The organism is Occallatibacter sp., assembly GCF_036502485.1.
Lineage (GTDB): Bacteria > Acidobacteriota > Terriglobia > Terriglobales > Acidobacteriaceae > Telmatobacter.
Map to the genome: position 1 here is coordinate 1 of NZ_DASXYM010000063.1, position 17257 is coordinate 17257.

The window sequence follows — 17257 nt, forward strand, 5'->3', positions numbered from 1 at the left end:
TACGCCCAGCGCTGCGGGAGTTGCCACGATCAGGCGGTGCCCAGGATCCCGCCGCGCTCCGTGTTGCAGCATCGAACCAGCGGATACATTCTCAAAGTTCTGAGATCCGGCGTAATGAAGGAGCAGGCGGCAGGAATTCCGGCACAGCAGCGCATGGCGCTCGCAGATTGGCTGGGGCGCAAAACGGCGGAGCCTGTGGATGCGGCGCAGGTGCCAAACCGGTGCGGGAACGGTGAGCCCGCTGCGGGAAATCCGGCGCACGCGTGGACGAGCTGGGGCGGCGGCGTGACGAACCTGCGTTTCCAGCCGGCGGCCGCGGCTGGTTTGAACGCCGCGACGACGGGGCGGCTGCGGTTGAAGTGGGCGTTCGGCGTGCCTGACGTGACGGCCATGCGCGCACAGCCGGTGGTGGAGAACGGAACCGTGCTGTTTGGGGGCGGAACCATGCTGTATGCCGCAGACGCGTCCACTGGATGTTCGCGCTGGGCCACGGAATTGCCGGCGCCGCTGCGGAGCGGGCTTGCGATGGGAACTGTGGGCGGGAAGAAGCTTGTGTTTTTCGGCGACGGCGGAGCCAATGTGCACGCGGTGGACGCGGTGAGCGGAACGCCGGTATGGCAGACGCATGTGGAGAAGCATCCAGCCGCGGTGGTGACGGGAACGCCGCTTTTCCACGAGGGACGGTTATACGTGCCGGTGGCATCGATTGAAGAGGGGGCGGCCATGGTGCCGGGCTATGTGTGCTGCACCTTCCGGGGGAGTGTGGTGGCGCTCGACGCTGCGACCGGCGAGGTGCTTTGGCAGGCGTATACGATCGACCAGGCTGCGACGGTGGCCAGGACGAACAAGCTGGGCGCGCACAGCCTGGGCCCGTCGGGTGTGGGCGTCTGGTCCACGCCGACGGTGGATGTTGCCAAGAAGCTGATCTACGTGGCCACGGGCGACAACTATTCCGATCCGCCGACAGAAGGAAGCGACGCGGTGCTGGCGCTTGCGATGGACACGGGAAAAATTGTGTGGTCGCGGCAGTTCTCAGCCAACGACGCGTTCAACGTGTCGTGCGTGATGCCAGGGCCAAAGAATTGCCCGGATGCGGGAGGACAGGACTCCGATTTCGGCGCGTCGCCCATACTGCTGTCGCGATCCGGCGGGCGCCGCATTCTGCTGGTGGCGCAGAAGTCGGGGGCGGTGTACGGGATTGATCCCGACCAGGAAGGCAAGCCGCTGTGGAAGGCTCAACTTGGAAAAGGAGGAATGCTGGGCGGTGTGGAGTGGGGCCCGGCGACCGATGGGAAACGGCTCTATGTTGCGATCTCGGATGAGTCATTCACCGCACAGGGCCTGGACCCGGCGAAGGGAGGCGGGCTGTATGCGCTTTCGCTGGATACAGGAAAGCAGGTGTGGATGGCTGAGCCCTCCCCGTGCGATAGCCGCCAGCCTTGCAGCCCCGCGCAAACCTCGGCCGTGACCGCCATTCCCGGCGTGGTGTTTTCAGGCGCCTTAAACGGGCATTTGCGGGCATTTTCGTCCGCGGAAGGGCGGGTGCTTTGGGATTTCGATACCGGAGAGGCGTTCGAGACGGTGAACAAGGTTCCCGCCAAGGGAGGGTCGATCAGTGTGGCCGGACCGGTGGTGGCCGGTGGAATGGTTTATGTGCTCTCAGGGTACGACACATTTGGCGAAGCGCCGGGGAACGTGCTGCTGGTGTTCAGCGTGGATGGGAAGTGAGAGCCGGCCGGAGCCAACCCAGACGCAATGAGCAAACAGAACGGCCACTCCACGCCGACCAGCGGCAGCCTGACGGCGGGGGCGGAGGTGTCGATCGAGGTCACGTCGCCGGGCTCCGCCAACTCCTATCTTCGCCACACCGGCGTCAAACGGGACGCAGGGGAGGCGAAGGCTGATGCAGCGGCCTGGCTGAAAGCCGATCGCAGGCGAGAGCCCATCAACAAAACGGCCACCCCGAAGGGTGGCCGTTTTGCCGTATCCGTCAAGGACGAGTGGAGTGGTTACCGCTCGTTCTTGCGCCAGTTGATCAGATCGCCGAGAGTGGTGGTCGAGCTGGAGACGGGAGCCTTGTGGGTGCTCTCCTTGTAGTGCTCCACCGTCGCGCGGCTGGCTTCGTGAGCCGTCGAGCGCAGGCTGAGTCCTACCTTCTTCTCTTCCACGTTGATCTTGATGATCTTGAAGTCGTGCTCGTCGCCCTGGTCCATCTTGGCCGGGGTGCCGTCGTCGCTCACTGCCTCGGAGATGTGGCAAAGACCTTCCACACCCTCGGCAATCTCGACGAAAGCGCCGAACTGAGCGGTGCGCAGCACCTTGCCGTGCACCACGTCTCCTACGCGATGGGTAGCGAAGAAGCTCTCCCAGACATCGGGCTGGAGCTGCTTGATGCCCAGGGAGAGGCGGCGGTTCTGCGGCTCGACGCCGAGAACGACAGCCTTGACCTTTTCGCCCTTCTTCACGACTTCAGACGGGTGCTTGACGCGCTTGGTCCAGCTCAGGTTCGAGACGTGAACAAGGCCGTCGATGCCGTCTTCGATTTCGATGAAGGCGCCGAAGTCCGTCAGGTTGCGTACGCGGCCTTCCACGATGGTGCCGGCCGGGTAACGCTCCGTCAGGTGCTCCCACGGGTTTTCGAGAAGCTGCTTCATGCCCAGGGAGATGCGGCGGTCGTTGGGGTTGACGCTGAGGACAACCGTCTCCACCTCGTCGCCGGGCTTGACCAGCTTGGAGGGGTGCTTGAGGCGCTTGGACCAGGTCATCTCGGAGAGGTGAACCAGGCCTTCAATGCCCTGCTCGAGCTCAACGAACGCGCCGTAGTCGGTCACCGACAGGACGCGGCCCTTGACGTGCGCACCCACCGGGTAGCGCTCCGAGGCATCGAGCCACGGGTCAGGGGTGAGCTGTTTGAAGCCGAGCGAGACGCGCTGCTTATCTTTGTCGAACTTGAGCACCTTGACCTGGATCTCGTCGCCGACGTTGACCAGGTCGCGGGGATGCGTGAGGCGTCCCCAGCTCATGTCCGTGATGTGCAGCAGGCCGTCAATGCCGCCGAGGTCAACAAACGCGCCGTAGTCGGTCAGGTTCTTCACCGTGCCGGTAAGCACGGCGCCCTCGCCGAGCTGCTCAAGGGTGCTGGAACGCTTGGAGTTCTGCTCTTCCTCGAGAATCTCCTTGCGGGAGACCACCACGTTGCCGCGCTTCTTATTGAGCTTGATGACGCGAACTTCAATCTGCTGGCCGAGATAGCCGTCGAGATTGCGGACCGGCCGGATCTCGAGCTGCGAGCCGGGCAGGAACGCCTTCATGCCGATGTCGACGGTGAGACCGCCCTTGACGCGGCTCACGATGGTGCCGATCACGGGAGTCTTCTCGTTTGCAGCCTTTTCGATCGTGTCCCACACCCGCAGGCGCTGTGCCTTCTCGTAGCTGACGAGATAGCCGCCTTCCGGCTCCTCGCGCTCGATGACGACTTCGATCACGTCGCCGGCCTGGAACTTGGCGGCGCCGGTGTGATCGACAACCTGCTCCAAAGGCACGAGGCCCTCGGACTTGAGACCTACGTCAACCACCAGGTGCTTCTCGGTCTGCTTGATGACCGTGCCGGAAACGACCTTGTCGCCATATTCGGCAACAGCGGCGGCCTCGGCGGCCTGCTCGCGCTCGAAAGCTTCGAGAGCGGCGGAGAAGTCTTCCATGGAGTCCATGTGCTCGGCGTCGGGCGCATGCTTTGCGGCTTTGTGCGCCGGCGCGGCGGCCGGAACTGCTGCTACAGCAGCGGGAGCCGTTTCAGATGCGTCGGCTACCTGCTCGTTTGCAGCTTCGGGCTCGCTGGCAATTGCCTGCTCGATCGCGGATGCCTGCTCGGCACCAGCAGCCTGCTCAGCGGCAGCGACCGGCTCAGCGGCAACTACCGGTTCGGTAGCGGCTGCCTGCTCGGGGGCGGCTTGAAGCTCGATTGCGGGTACCTGCTCGGTATCGGCTACAGGATCAGTAGCAGCAACGGGCTCGGTTAGGGCATCGGCGTCCAGCGCGGGAGGATTGACTTCAGCGGTCTCGGGGTTGGACGTGGATTCGTGCAACGGCTGTTCTTGCTCCGTCGCAGGCTGTTCGAGGGTGGGCATTTCCAATTCGGTGTTCAGGGTTGTGCTCTCGGTTTCGGGATTGAGGACGTCTGCCATCACTGCTGCTCCAGGACTCCATGCACCGGCCAATTGCTTATTTGTGTACCGGGACCCCTACGCAGCGGGTGCGAAGGTGGCCTTGGGCCAGATTCCCTTCAAGGCTGCATGTGCATGCGGAGTTTTCTTCAGGGACGAGCTCTCGACCGGGATGAAATCCGGTCCAGAAATTATTCGTCACCTTTAGGAAACACCCGGCAGGCAACTGCAGGCTGGAGGGCGGCCGCAGCTCACTGCTGGAATCCGCGCAGGAAGCTACGCTTTCAAGTGTATCAACCTTCAGATTCATGGTCAACGAATCAAAAGGGGGCAGCCGCGCTTGAAAGTGGACCTCTTATCTGATGCTGACGGCGGAAAAACGATGGAAATTCTCCTGGCTTCCGCGGCCCAGGCGCTGATATCAAGTTGCAACCGTCGGGCCGTATAGTCGTTCTCAGAGCCCAATCTTCCTAAAGGATTCTCAAAAGAGATGAGAAATGGCCGTGTTTTGCGGTTGTGTATGGCGGCTGCAGCTCTGGTGGCAGCTCGCGCCGGAGCTGCCGAGTCTTGCAAGCTGACCAGTTACGCTTCCTCGTGGATGGAAACGGGGACGCCGTTTTCGGTAGCATGCCCCTCCGGCAACTACACGGGCCACCTGGTGACTACGCCGGCGAAGCGGTTTTTCCGCCGCGGACACATGATGCTGGTGTTGGATCAGCCTGTGGTGGTGCACCCCAGGAGGGTGGGCGATGAGGGAAAGATCCAGCCGGGCCGGGGGAGGCAGATTTCCAGCATGCTGCTGGATGGCGGGGCGGGTATCGGCACCAAGGACCTGACCGACGAGCTGGCGGGTACGGTGTTCAAACCATGGATGATGATCCCGATCACAACGGTATCGCTGGCGTTTTTCTCCACCGGAGGCGACGTGCTGCTGAAGCCGGGACACAAGCTCGAGCTTGACTCGCGGAGAGACTGAGGGCGGGGTCAGCCCCCAGGCCTTATCTTGCATACATGGATCTTCTTTGGACTCCGTGGCGTTTTGCCTACATTACCGGGGCCGATCAGCGGGCCAGGAAAGGCGTCCCTCGGGAGCTGGACGCCTGGCCCGGGGACCTGGGATGCGTTTTCTGCAACCTGATTGCCGCGGTGGATTACGTTGTGGAACACGGCATGAGCCGGGATCGGGCCGAGGCCGCCGGGGGCATCGTGGTGCGCGGCAGCAACTGCTTTGTGAGCCTGAATGCCTATCCTTATACCTCCGGGCACGTAATGGTGATGCCCTACGCTCACCTGGACCGGCTGGCCAAGGTTCCCCCCGATGCCGCCCACGAGATGATGGATCTGGCGCAGAAAACGGAGCGGGTTCTGGACGCGGTGTACCGGCCGCAGGGCTTTAATTTTGGGTTAAATCTGGGGGAGGCGGCGGGAGCGGGTGTCGCCGGCCACCTGCATCTGCACGCCATGCCCCGCTGGGTAGGCGACACCAACTTCATGACGACGGTGAGCGAAACCCGGGTGGTTCCTGAGGACCTGGACACCACGTGGCGGAGGCTGCGGGAGGGGTTTGCCGGGATTCAGTGAGCCGTGCGGCCAGCCCCGGGTGGGGCGGCAACCTGCCGACAATTTTGCATTAATCGAGCTGGACCGAGAGCTCACGTTCGCTGGGGACTGATGAAGTACTTGCGTCGAAAGAACAGCGCCAGGTTGACGAGCGCAATCATTACTGGAACTTCGACCAGGGGCCCAATCACAGCCGCGAACGCCGCGCCTGAGTTGATGCCGAACACGGATACGGCAACAGCAATCGCCAGTTCGAAATTATTCGAGGCGGCTGTGAACGAAAGGGTTGCGGTTTTGGGGTAATCCGCGCCCAGTTTGCGGCTCATATAAAACGAGACCAGGAACATGAGCGCGAAGTAGATCAGGAGCGGTACGGCAATTCTGAGCACGTCCAGGGGCAGGCGCACGATGTAGCTGCCTTTGAGAGAGAACATCACCGCGATCGTGAACAGGAGGGCGACGAGCGTTATGGGGGCGACGCGCGGCACGAATTTACGGTCGTACCATTCGCGGCCTTTCGCCCGGACCAGCACGGTGCGCGTCAGGAACCCGGCGACAAGGGGGATTCCGAGGTAGATGAAAACACTCCTGGCAATTTCACTGATGGGAACGTTGACCTGGGTGCCGCGCAAACCGAACCAGCCGGGCAAAATCGAGAGAAACACCCACGAGTAGAGAGAGTAAAAGAAAACCTGGAACAGAGAGTTGAACGCCACCAGCCCGGCTGCATATTGGGTATCGCCCTTCGCCAACTCGTTCCACACGATCACCATGGCAATACAACGAGCCAGACCGATCATGATGAGGCCGGCCATGTACTCCGGATAGCCGCGCAGGAATACGATGGCGAGCGCGAACATCAAAACCGGCCCGATCAGCCAGTTCTGCACGAGCGAGAGACCGAGCACTTTCTTGTTGCGGAACACCTCGTGGATCTCTTCATAGCGGACCCGCGTGAAGGGCGGATACATCATCAGGATCAAGCCAACTGCGATGGGCACTGAAGTTGTGCCCACGCTGAAACGGCTCAGGAACGGTACCACGCCTGGAGCAGACCAGCCGAGCGCCACTCCAAACAGCATCGACGCGAAGATCCATCCCGTCAGGTAGCGATCCAGAAAAGACAAACGACTTTTGCTCACCGTGCCTCCCAGGACTGGCCGATCCGGTCGATCTCCCGTTTGATAGCCATGGTGTCGAGCGTCCCCAGTGGCAACGAGAGGAACAGTCCGATTCTGCGGTCGAGCACGGTGAAGGCGTCGCGGAATGCACGGGCGATCTGTTCTGGAGTCCCCTTGACCGCGGCAGGGTCAGCGATGCCCCAGTGCGCCGTCATGGGCTGCCCCGCCCAGTATGGACATGTCTCCTTTGCTGCGTTGTCGCACACCGTGAAAATGAAATCGAGCCGGGGTGCGTTGGGCGCGGAGAACTCGTTCCATGACTTGCTACGCAACCCGGCTGCGGACATCCCTGCGGATTCGATCTGCCGAATTGCCTCGGGACGCGGCTGTCCGCTGGGATGGCTGCCCGCGCTGTGGGCGGTGAACTTGCCGTTGCCCCTATGGTTCAAAATCGCCTCAGCCATGATGGAGCGCGCGGAGTTGCCGGTGCAGAGAAACAGAACGTTGTAGGGATCGGCCATGTCTTATGCCTTCACTCCCGCCAGCGCAGTTGTGCAGCAGCCCGCCTGGCAGCAGGCCGCCGCGGGCTTTGTGGCGCGAATGAAGGCACTGAAGAACTTGTCGTTCACCTCGGCAGCGAGGGTATCCACGTCGACGCCGGCCTCGGTGAGGAAGTGACGGGCATCCTCCACGTTGTAAACGCGGATGGGTTCGATCGATACGTCTTCGAATCCGGCGGCGTTCAGCTTGGAGATGTACTCGCTCTGCTGGAGAGCGCCGGCGATGCAGCCTACCCAGAGCAACATGCTTTTGCGTACCTCTTCGGGTACGGTTCCTCGAACCACCACGTCGGAAACAGCGAACCGTCCGCCCGGCTTCAGCACGCGAAAGGCTTCACGGAGAACACGATCTTTGTTTGAGGACAGATTGATTACGCAGTTCGAAATGATCACATCGACCGAGTTGTCAGACAACGGGATATTCTCGATTTCTCCCTTGAGGAACTCAACGTTCGTGAGGCCCGCCTGCTTTTGATTTTCGCGTGCAAGCGCCAGCATCTCGTCGGTCATATCGAGCCCGTAGGCTTTACCCGTCGGCCCGACGCGTTGCGCGGAGAGCAGCACATCGATGCCGCCTCCGGCGCCAAGATCAAGCACGGTTTCTCCGTGCCGGAGGTCGATCAGGGCAGTCGGATTGCCGCATCCGAGAGAAGCTCTCACTGCTTTCTCAGGAACGGCTCCCGTCTGATCGGCACTGTAGAGATTTGTAGTGATTGGATCGCAACACCGGAGACCAGGATCGCAACACGCCTGTAAATTGCCTGCCTCGGCCACCGCGCGTGCGGCGTTTCCGTACTTTTCCTTGACCTGTTCCTGGACGCTCGCTGCCATGATCGCTTCTCCTCGCATATGCCAAGGCGAATATATTTTCTAGTGGACACATTTGTCAAGGCGTATACGATAAGGATGTGAGTCGATCCCCTGAGGCCTACGATCTGGCGTTCTTGTTTTCCGCGTTGTCGGATCGCACCCGGCTCCGCCTGTTGAACCTGATGGACGGCAGGGAGGTGTGCGTCTGCTATTTCGTTGAGATTCTGGGGCAAAGCCAACCCAAGATTTCGCGTCACCTGGCCTATCTGAGGCGTGCCGGCATTGTTGCCGCGCGGCGGGAAGGAAAATGGGTGCACTACAAGATTTCAGTGCCTGCGGATACGGGCGCCGCAAAAATCCTGCGCGAGACACTGACCGTGCTGAGAGCGAACAAAGGAATGCAGGCAGACCTCACGCGCCTCAACAAGTCATGTTGCACACCCCAGAGGGTTGCCACTCTGGATGGCGCGCCTATACCTATCCGTGTGGAGGCGCTCGCCAGTTCCTCCTGCTGAGCTATTTTGTGCGGGCCAAAGACTCGCTAGCGACGGCACGCGCAGGGATGTTCAATAGAGAAACAGTTTATATTTTCTTGACACTCCTGCCGCTGCGAACCTATAGTGCGGGTCGACCCTCGCGAGCACGGCGAAGCGGCTCTTAATTCCCTTTCGTGTTGTACCGAGCCTCAGCCGTTGCCCACAGCAGACCACCAGGAGAGAAACGCGGAATGAGCTTGGCATGGAAGAAATACGCCTTGGCGGCGATTGTTTTTGGTTTCGGCATTGGTACGGCCGGTGGGCAGAGCACGCCTGATGCCCTGAAGAAGGGGTTTGAAAATCCGCCCAGCAGTGCGCGTCCGCGCGTGTGGTGGCATTGGATGAATGGCAACATCACCGAAGAAGGAATCAAGGCGGATCTGGAGTGGATGCATCGCGTGGGATTGGCGGGATACCAGAACTTCGATGCGGCGCTGCAGACGCCGCAGGTGGTGGACAAGCGCCTGGCTTACATGACTCCTGAGTGGAAGAAGGCCTTTCTCTACGCCACCAAGTTGACTGACCAGTTAGGCATGGAAGAGGCGATTGCGGGCTCGCCGGGGTGGAGCGAGAGCGGCGGCCCGTGGGTTCCTGCCGCGCAGGGGATGAAGAAATATGTGTGGAGCGAGACGCAGATGAAGGGCGGCCAGCCGTTCCATGGCGTGCTGCCGCATCCTCCGTCGAATACCGGGGCGTTCCAGAACATGGGCATCCACGAACAGTTTGGCGGGGAGGCGGAGAATCCTCCGCGGTTTTACGCCGATGCTGCAGTGATTGCCTATCGCCGCACGGCCGCGGATGCTCCCATGGACGCGGGTCAGGTGAAGATCACGTCCAGCGGCGAGGGGCTTGATGCGGCCATGCTGAGTGACGGCGATCTGGAGAAGAGCACCAAGGTCCCCATTGCCGCGGTGGGAGAGATTTCATGGGTCCAATACGAGTTCCCTGCTGCGCAGACCATCCGCGCCATCACCTATGCGATGAGAGACCCCAATTTCATTGAGGCGATGATGACGGGGCGGCCGCAGAGAAACCTCGAGGCAAGCGACGACGGCCAGAGCTGGCGTCCGCTGCATCGGAGCGCAACGGGCGAAGGGGCCGCGGTTAGTTGCTACACGTGGCTTTGAAATGCGGTGCGGAAGCCGTAGCTCTCAGCCATGTCGGCCAGGCTGCGCATCTGGTGCGCCCTGAGCCTGCCGCCGGCAATGCGCAGCCGCGGCAGGCACGTGCAATGCCGCCGCTGCGCGCTTCTTCTCCAGCAACTCCGCGGATCGCTCCGATAGCTCCTTGATGAGGAAACCCATTTTCGATTGCGTGGGTTCGTAATCCGGCGCCACTCCGTACGCGTTCAGTCCCTCGGTCGTGCTCGGCCCGATGGATCCGAGGACGGTGGTTCTAAATCCCTCGTGCAGCGCGTCGGTGTAGCCCATGCGGTCCGCCATCAGAAACAGATGCATCACTTGTCCGGCGTTCATAAACAGAACCACATCCACGTGGCCGTGGGCCAGCGCAATCACCGCCTCGCGCAACGGCTCCGTGTCTTCAGGCAGAGCCCACTGGTACACCGGCAGCCGCGTGATGGAGATGCTTTTTTCCGCAAGCGCCGTCAGCAACTCAGGATTCGATATCCCGTACTCCTGCACGGCGATGTTCATGCCGCTCAGGCTTGATCCGAACTTCGCTTCCATCGCAGTCATCAGCGCGCGCCAGGTGTAGGGATCCGGCGCAACCACGGCGATGGGTATCTGCAATTCGCGGAGTGCGCTGGAAGACTTGGGCCCTCGCGCCGCGATTCTCACTTTGCGCAGGGCCTCCACAAAGGTCTCGCGATCCATGTGCTCTGACACGGTCTTCACCAATGCCTTCACGCCTACGCCGGTGGTGAAGATCACCAGGTCGTAGGCGCCGCGCAGTAGCGCTTCCGCAAACTCGAGAATCGGCTTTTGCGAGTCCAGCGAGATTTCGCGCATGGCCGGAGCCACAAGCGGCTCACCACCGTAAGTGCGAATCAGCTTGGCCGTCTCCGCAGCACGGCGTGCTTCAAGGCTGAGAATCCGCATGCAATTGAAATTCGCCGACGGCATCTTCTCTTTTCCCTGGCTGTCTTGCGCGCTATTCATTCGGTAGGTGTCATCTGCTACATGCCCCGTAGCCCACGTTTGACCGTGACGCTGAGGCTATCCTACCATCGTAGGTTTTTCACCCAGTCTCACCAGAACACCAGGCGCGATGTGAATGAGAGCGCGTGGTTATACGGGTGATAGTGCGTCACGGCAATGCCGCGAAAGTTCACGCCGGCGCCGGTCTTCATGCGATCCTTACGCCGCGACTGCAAACATCGGCTCCACATTCCTTGTCTTTGGCCTGTCGATCGCTCCGGATGCCGCGAGCAGCTCTTGTCATCGCGAGCCTGCCCCTTACCCTCACGCCCTCAACCCGGCTGGCACTGAGGACACCAGTAAGTGACTCGCGCATCCTTTCCCTGCATTCGCCGCTCAATTGGCGTCCCGCACTTGCGGCACGGCTCCCCCGCCCGGCCATATACCCACAGACTCTCGGTGGGATCGGAGTTCCGCGTCGTCCTCCGCCCGATACCTCGCCAGGTCACAATTTGATTTCCTGAATCCTCCATGACATTCGCTGCCAGCTGCTGCTGTGCCACCGCCACGACCTCGCGCACCTCCGCGTCCGTCAGTGTGCCCACCTTCCTGAACGGATTCAACCCCGTCACATAGCACACCTCAGACTTGAAGACGTTCCCAACGCCGGCCATGACCCGCTGGCGCAGCAGCACATCGCCCAGTTCGCCTTCGGCCTCGGCCCGGATCCGCGCCACGGCTGTTTCGGGATCGAAGTCCCCGCTCAGCAGATCGCCCTCGGCCGCGGGAATGCGCCGCTCCCGCCGCAGCGTCTCGGCGGTATGTATCTCGGCCACGGGCACGTTGAACCCCACGGCCACGTACGCGCTCGTCTCGATGACGATCCGCGCCGCGCCGGCCGGCGCCTGCCATCGTTCCCCCGGGCGGTAGATGTGCCAGCTCCCCTTCATCAGCATGTGCGTCACCAGCGTGGCTCCGCCGGAGAAGTGCATGAGCACCCACTTGCCCCGCGATTCGACGCTATCCACCGTCCGACCCGTCAGCGGATGATCCTCATGGAACCGCGTAAGCAACGGATAGGCCGAGCGGAAGCCGGTGATGGTCTTGCCGCCAAGCGCCCTGCCCAGAGCCCGCGCCGCCCGGAAAATCGTGTCGCCTTCAGGCATAAGCTCAAAAATACCCTCCAAACACCGATCTGCGAAGGTCCACCATCACCACTTCCAAGTGTGGCTATTTGTGACCGTCCTCACGGCACTTACTGCAACTCCTCCGGCTCAACCTGTTCCTCCCGAATCATCGCCATTGACGTCCGCCGCAGATGCAAACCCAATGGACCGGTATGGAATCCCGCGTCCATCAAAAACCGTGCCATCAGGTGCAAACCCGCCGGCTGCCCGTTGACGGTGGTTATCAGCACACCCTGATGCCGGTCCGCCTGCATCCGCTGCTGCCCGCGCTGCCACAAGAACTGCGCCAGCCCCTCCGCCGCCTGCGACCGCTCCGGCTCCTCGTCCGGCACGAACACCAGCAGGTTGGGGTTGTTCCTCCGCACCCACGCCACCAATTCTCCGTTGCGCAGGATCACCTCCGCATACGCCGCCCGTGTCAGCATCTTGGGAGCGGTTTCACGCCCCGCAGACGAAGACCTATCTGCGGGGACCCCCTCCGAGTCCTCCTCCGCTACGGGCAGCTCCGGCCACTTCAGCACAGACCCGTATGGGTTCGCCGGATCGCTCGCGGCCATCTGCACAAACTCCGGCTTCTCCGCATCCGGCTCTGCGCGCAACTGTCGCAGCAGATCCACCGCCGCAGGGAGCGCAAACTGCGTCGCCCCCAGTCCAGCCACAAAGTATCCGCGCCGGATCCGCCCCGACTCCTCCAGCGCCTTCAACACGTCATATACCGCGCTGAATCCGCCCGGCACATTCTCCGCCCCCACCTGCTCGCGCAGCAGAATCCCATACCGGCTCAACAACTGCATGGCCAGCGCATGACTCCGCTCGGTCGCGCTCTTCTGATCCCCGTCTTTCTGGTCCCTGGCCCCTGATCCCTGATCCCTGTCTTTCACCACCGACCACCGTCCCTGCGCATTCGGCGGCGTGGTCCTCCGCGAGCGAAACACGACGCCGGTCTGATGCGGCCTCCGTGTGGGCTTTGCCGAGTCGGGCCTGGTAGTGTACGCGCGCAGCGCATGCAGGGAATCATTGGTCACCAGCCCGAGCCACACCAGGCTCCACAGCGCGTCAATCGACTCCCCCGGATACCCGCCGCCCACCGCCTGATGCAGCGGTTCAAAAAAGCTTGCGCCCGCCGACTCGAGTGCCGCCAGCAGCTTCTCCTCACGTTCCGTTAGCGGTTCCGCACTGGATCCGGTCGCGGCCCGCGCCGGTAGGAGCAACGGCAACTTGTCCGCGAGGTACAGCGCAATCCGCCCATCCCGCTCACCCAACGGCTCCACCCCCACCCACGCCACCTCGCCCGCTGCAATCAGCGTATCGAGCCACGCAGGCTCGTACCCCGCAATCCGCGCCGGCAGTATCGAAGTCTCCAGCAGCGAAGCCGGTAGGGGCGCCCCCTGCAGACTTTCGATCACGTCGAGCAGCGCATCGAGGTGCGCGGGCCCGCTGCGCCGCGGCCTCAGCAATCCCTGCCAGTGGGTGAGGAACCGCGCCAGCGTGTGCTGCTCCACCGGCTCTACTTCGCGCCGCAATCGGGCCAGCGACTTGCGCCGGATCTGGCGCAGGATCTCCGCATCGCACCACTCGCGATGCAGGCCGCCGGGAACAAACCCGCCTTCCAGAACCCGCCCCTCGTGCCCCAACTGCCGCAGCACTGCCTCGACCGCGCCCGCATCCAGCCCGAAGCGCTCCGCCACGTCTTTGGTAGTGAACGGCCCATGCGTGCGTGCATACCGCCTCACCAGCTCCAGCACCGGATGGGCCACCGGCTCCAGCAGCGAAGTCGCAATTCCCGGCGGCAGAGGAACCCCAAGCGCATCGCGATATCGCGCGGCATCCTCCACCGCAATCAGCCTGCGCGCGCCGGCAATGCGCAGTTCCAGCACACGCCGCGCCCGCACCAGGCGGTCAACCTGCTCCAGCAACTCCGGAGACACAACCCGCCGCGCCAACTCCTCACGCGACAGGTCTCCCAGCTTGAGCAGCAGATCGTGAATGCCGTCTGCCGAGCGCGCGCGCCAGTTCTCCGCCAGGCACTGGGCGGTCTCTTCCACCTCGGCGATGGCCTCGGGATCGAGCAGCTCACGCAAATCCGCCTCTCCGAGGATTTCGCGCAACTGCTCCTGGTCGATGGTGAGCGCCTGCGCCCGCCGCTCGGCCAGCGGCGCATCGCCGTCATAAAGGAAATTCGCCACGTAACTGAACAGCAGCGACGACGCGAACGGCGAAGCCTTGCGCGTGTCCACGACATGCACGCGCAACTGGCGCTGTTCGATCGCCCGCAGGGTCTCAATCAGCGCCGGCATATCGAATACATCGCGCAAACACTCGCGGTACGCCTCCAGCAGTATCGGAAAGGATGGATACCTCGAGGCCACGCTCAACAGGTCATACGACCGCTTGCGTAGCTGCCACAGCGGAGAACGCTGATCCGGCCTGCGCCGCGGCAGCAGCAGTGCACGCCCCGCAGCCTCGCGGAAGCGGCCTGCAAACAGCGCCGTCGAGCCCAACTGATGGAGTACAAGCTGCAGTGCCTCGCGCGCCTCCACCATGATCCAGTCCGAGTCGGGCGGCTCATCCGTATCCGGGAAGCGCAGCACAAATCCGTCGTCGCCCCAGATCATCTCCACATCCGGGCCGCCGGCCGCACGCATCCGGGCCGCAACCGCCATGGCCCAGGGCGTGTGAATGCGGTTCCCGAACGGCGTGAGCACGCACATGCGCCAGTCGCCCAGTTCATCGCGCACGCGCTCCACCACAATGGTTCGATCATCGGGAACGTACCCCGTCGCGGCCTGCTGATCATCGAGAAACTGCAGCAGGTTTTCCGCCGCGTTGGGATCCAGATCGTGTTCGGCCACCAGCCGCGTCAGCGCCACCGGCTTCGGCACGTCGCGCAGTTCGCGCACCAGCGCACCAATCCGCCGGCCGAACTCCAGCGGCCGTCCCGGCCCGTCGCCTTTCCAGAATGGCATTTTGCCCGGCTCGCCTGGGGCCGGCTCCACCAGCACGCGATCGTGCGTGATGTCGACAATGCGCCACGTCGACGCACCCAGAATGAATGTGTCTCCGGGGCTCGACTCGAAGACCATCTCTTCGTCGAGCTCGCCCACACGCACCGACTTGCCCTCGGTATGCGCCAGAAACACCCCGTAGAGCCCGCGGTCGGGAATCGTCCCGGCGTTCAGAATCGCCAGCCGCCCGGCACCCTCGCGCGCCGTGACTACGTTCTTCACGCGATCCCAGGTGAGCCGCGGACGCAACTCCGCAAACTCGTCCGACGGATAGCGGCCGCTCAGCAGATCGAGCACGCCATCGAACGCCGATCGCGTAAGCCCCCCAAACGGCGCGGCGCGGCGAACCAGATCGTAAAGGTCGTCGACGGAAACAGCGGGGTCAGCGGCGCCAGCGGAGCTAGAAAGCCCTGCCGTCGCCACGGCCGCCGTTGTACCTCTTTCCCTCTTTCCCTTCTTCCCTGCTTTTCTGGTCCCTGGTCCCTGGTCCCTGGTGCCTGCCTTTTCGTTCTCCGCCCTCGGCGGGTGCGAAACGATGGCCACCATCTGCTGCGCCAGCACATCCAGCGGATTACGCGGGTAGCGCGTCGACTCAATATGCCCGTCGTGCATCGCGCGCGTCACGGCCGCGCACGCCACCAGGTCGGCGCGGTACTTGGGAAACAGCACGCCCTCGCTGACGGCATTGACACTGTGCCCCGCGCGGCCGATCCGCTGCATGCCGCTGGCTACTGACGGCGGCGACTCAATCTGAATCACAAGGTCGACCGCGCCCATGTCGATGCCAAGTTCGAGCGTCGACGTCGCGCAGAGCGCCTTGATCTGCCCGGCCTTCAGCTGCTCTTCGATCACCGCCCGCTGCGACGCCGCCAGCGATCCGTGATGCGCCCGGGCTACGGGCTCGCCCGCGAGCTCGTTGAGCGCGCCGGCCAGCCTCTCAGCCACCTGGCGGCTGTTGACGAACAGGATGGTCGAAGTCCGCTCGCGGATGATCTCCAGCAAGCGCGGATGAATCGCATCCCAGATCGACACGCGCTTGGGCGCCTGCGAAGCCGGACCCGAGGGGATCTCCTCAATGGTGTTGAGCCGCGCCATGTCTTCCACCGGCACCTCAATGCGCAGCTTCAATTCCTTGCGCGCACTGGCATTCACAATCGTCACCGGCCGATAGCGCAGCGGCTCGCTGACAGGAAGTAGGGAATCGGGAGTTTCAGGCCCATCAGCTTCCTGCGCCTTGAGAGCATTCTCAAGGGCCTCAATGTTCTCGCCCGCATTGTCGTCGCGGCCCTTTTCTCCGCCCTTCTCCCTACCCCCTGATCCCTGCCGTTCTGGTCCCTGGTCCCTGATCCCTGGTCCCTCGATCTCCACTCCGCCAAGGAACCGCGCCACTTCTTCGAGCGGCCTCTGCGTCGCCGACAGCCCAATCCGCTGGACAGGCCTGCCCACCAGCGCCTCCAGCCTTTCCATGGTCAACGTAAGATGCGCGCCGCGCTTGGTGGGTACGAGAGCGTGAATCTCATCAATAATTACGGTGTCCACGTTGCGAAGGGCCTCGGCGGACTGCGAGGTCAACAGCAGGTACAGCGACTCCGGTGTAGTGATGAGGATGTCGGCGGGGTCGCGCCGAAACCGCGCGCGCTCCTGCTGCGGCGTGTCGCCGGTGCGGACGCTGATGGTGGGCTCGCGAAACGCCACGCCCATACGCCGCGCCATGTTCGCGATCCCCGCCAGCGGCGAGCGCAGATTGCGCTCCACGTCCACCGCCAAGGCCTTCAGCGGCGATACATAGACGATCCGCGTTCCCCAGCGCTCCGAGCCATCCTTGTCCCTCTGCCCCTCTGTCCCGGAGCCTGCCCCGAGCGAAGCCGAAGGGCCCCTGTCTTCTCGTTCCTCTGTTCCCTCTTTCCCTTTTTCCCTGCCTTGCAGCATCAACCGGTCCAGGCACCACAAAAACGCAGTCAGTGTCTTGCCGGTTCCGGTGGGCGCCAGGATCAGCGCGTTTTCGCCGCGCGCAATCACCGGCCAGCCCATGCGCTGGGGCGGCGTGGGCGCGTCGAATACAGCCTTGAACCACTCCGCTGTAACTGGATGGAAGCACGCGAAGGGATCGTCTGAAGGATTCGAGGTCTGTGGAGCTTGGGGCTTGGAAGGACGGCGCGGCATGCCTTCCCAGCATAGCGCCGGAGAAGAGCGCATCTGCCGGCTCAAACCGGCCG

The 17257-nt window shown here is 62.9% G+C and carries 14 protein-coding genes; 6 read left to right on the top strand and 8 right to left on the bottom strand.

What is annotated here, in order from left to right; translation table 11 throughout:
* Positions 1 to 1728 (top strand): outer membrane protein assembly factor BamB family protein (locus VGL22_RS09675; RefSeq protein ID WP_465266706.1); only part of this gene is annotated, 1728 nt, incomplete at its 5' end.
* 27 nt (positions 1729 to 1755) lie between these two features.
* Positions 1756 to 2097 carry a hypothetical protein gene (locus VGL22_RS09680; protein WP_465266707.1) on the top strand — a complete coding sequence of 114 codons (342 nt, stop codon included), beginning with the start codon at positions 1756 to 1758 and terminating at the stop codon, positions 2095 to 2097.
* Here the strand turns inward: VGL22_RS09680 and VGL22_RS09685 are convergent.
* Positions 2010 to 4184: a 30S ribosomal protein S1 gene (locus tag VGL22_RS09685; RefSeq protein ID WP_465266708.1), complete on the bottom strand. Its 2175-nt coding sequence runs from the start codon at positions 4182 to 4184 to the stop codon at positions 2010 to 2012. The genes VGL22_RS09680 and VGL22_RS09685 overlap by 88 nt on opposite strands.
* A gap of 499 nt (positions 4185 to 4683) precedes the next feature.
* On the opposite strand from VGL22_RS09685, the gene VGL22_RS09690 reads away from it, so the two are divergent.
* Together VGL22_RS09690 and VGL22_RS09695 are read left to right on the top strand one after the other, a co-directional pair.
* A complete protein-coding gene (locus VGL22_RS09690; RefSeq protein WP_465266709.1) occupies positions 4684 to 5139 on the top strand; it encodes a hypothetical protein in 456 nt (151 codons plus the stop codon).
* 35 nt (positions 5140 to 5174) lie between these two features.
* Positions 5175 to 5744 (top strand): HIT family protein, encoded by a 570-nt coding sequence (locus VGL22_RS09695; RefSeq protein ID WP_465266710.1) that lies wholly within the window; start codon positions 5175 to 5177, stop codon positions 5742 to 5744.
* A 71-nt stretch (positions 5745 to 5815) separates the two neighbouring features.
* Here VGL22_RS09695 and arsB read toward each other — a convergent pair whose 3' ends face one another.
* From arsB to VGL22_RS09710, 3 genes are read right to left on the bottom strand one after another with little or no spacing between them, the layout of a single operon-like run.
* Positions 5816 to 6865 carry an ACR3 family arsenite efflux transporter gene (arsB, locus tag VGL22_RS09700; RefSeq protein WP_465266711.1) on the bottom strand — a complete coding sequence of 350 codons (1050 nt, stop codon included), beginning with the start codon at positions 6863 to 6865 and terminating at the stop codon, positions 5816 to 5818.
* Positions 6862 to 7365 (bottom strand): arsenate reductase ArsC, encoded by a 504-nt coding sequence (locus VGL22_RS09705; protein WP_465266712.1) that lies wholly within the window; start codon positions 7363 to 7365, stop codon positions 6862 to 6864. The genes arsB and VGL22_RS09705 overlap by 4 nt, the downstream gene beginning before the upstream one ends.
* A gap of 3 nt (positions 7366 to 7368) precedes the next feature.
* Positions 7369 to 8253, bottom strand: coding sequence for an arsenite methyltransferase (locus VGL22_RS09710; RefSeq protein WP_465266713.1), 885 nt, complete (start codon positions 8251 to 8253; stop codon positions 7369 to 7371).
* 59 nt (positions 8254 to 8312) lie between these two features.
* Between VGL22_RS09710 and VGL22_RS09715 the strand changes: the two genes are divergently transcribed.
* Both VGL22_RS09715 and VGL22_RS09720 read left to right on the top strand, forming a co-directional pair.
* On the top strand, positions 8313 to 8729 hold the full coding sequence (locus VGL22_RS09715; RefSeq protein WP_465266714.1) for an ArsR/SmtB family transcription factor: 417 nt from the start codon (positions 8313 to 8315) through the stop codon (positions 8727 to 8729).
* Positions 8730 to 8941: 212 nt separating this feature from the next.
* Entirely contained in the window at positions 8942 to 9877 is a 936-nt protein-coding gene (locus VGL22_RS09720) for a glycosyl hydrolase (RefSeq protein WP_465266715.1), read from the top strand.
* A 24-nt stretch (positions 9878 to 9901) separates the two neighbouring features.
* Here VGL22_RS09720 and VGL22_RS09725 read toward each other — a convergent pair whose 3' ends face one another.
* The 4 genes from VGL22_RS09725 to VGL22_RS09740 form a co-directional block, all read right to left on the bottom strand.
* Positions 9902 to 10870, bottom strand: coding sequence for a uroporphyrinogen-III synthase (locus VGL22_RS09725; RefSeq protein ID WP_465266716.1), 969 nt, complete (start codon positions 10868 to 10870; stop codon positions 9902 to 9904).
* An 89-nt stretch (positions 10871 to 10959) separates the two neighbouring features.
* A complete protein-coding gene (locus tag VGL22_RS09730; RefSeq protein WP_465266717.1) occupies positions 10960 to 11085 on the bottom strand; it encodes a hypothetical protein in 126 nt (41 codons plus the stop codon).
* Positions 11086 to 11181: 96 nt separating this feature from the next.
* Entirely contained in the window at positions 11182 to 12015 is an 834-nt protein-coding gene (locus tag VGL22_RS09735; protein ID WP_465266718.1) for a DNA-formamidopyrimidine glycosylase family protein, read from the bottom strand.
* A gap of 89 nt (positions 12016 to 12104) precedes the next feature.
* Positions 12105 to 17204 (bottom strand): Lhr family helicase, encoded by a 5100-nt coding sequence (locus VGL22_RS09740; protein ID WP_465266741.1) that lies wholly within the window; start codon positions 17202 to 17204, stop codon positions 12105 to 12107.
* Between the last annotated feature and the right edge of the window lie 53 nt (positions 17205 to 17257).

Coding starts and splice junctions, on each gene's coding strand:
- VGL22_RS09680 (WP_465266707.1), top strand. CDS start 1,756: ATGAGCAAACAGAACGGCCACTCCACGCCGACCAGCGGCAGCCTGACG.
- VGL22_RS09685 (WP_465266708.1), bottom strand. CDS start 4,184: ATGGCAGACGTCCTCAATCCCGAAACCGAGAGCACAACCCTGAACACC.
- VGL22_RS09690 (WP_465266709.1), top strand. CDS start 4,684: ATGGCGGCTGCAGCTCTGGTGGCAGCTCGCGCCGGAGCTGCCGAGTCT.
- VGL22_RS09695 (WP_465266710.1), top strand. CDS start 5,175: ATGGATCTTCTTTGGACTCCGTGGCGTTTTGCCTACATTACCGGGGCC.
- VGL22_RS09705 (WP_465266712.1), bottom strand. CDS start 7,365: ATGGCCGATCCCTACAACGTTCTGTTTCTCTGCACCGGCAACTCCGCG.
- VGL22_RS09710 (WP_465266713.1), bottom strand. CDS start 8,253: ATGCGAGGAGAAGCGATCATGGCAGCGAGCGTCCAGGAACAGGTCAAG.
- VGL22_RS09720 (WP_465266715.1), top strand. CDS start 8,942: ATGAGCTTGGCATGGAAGAAATACGCCTTGGCGGCGATTGTTTTTGGT.
- VGL22_RS09725 (WP_465266716.1), bottom strand. CDS start 10,870: ATGAATAGCGCGCAAGACAGCCAGGGAAAAGAGAAGATGCCGTCGGCG.
- VGL22_RS09735 (WP_465266718.1), bottom strand. CDS start 12,015: ATGCCTGAAGGCGACACGATTTTCCGGGCGGCGCGGGCTCTGGGCAGG.
- VGL22_RS09740 (WP_465266741.1), bottom strand. CDS start 17,204: ATGCCGCGCCGTCCTTCCAAGCCCCAAGCTCCACAGACCTCGAATCCT.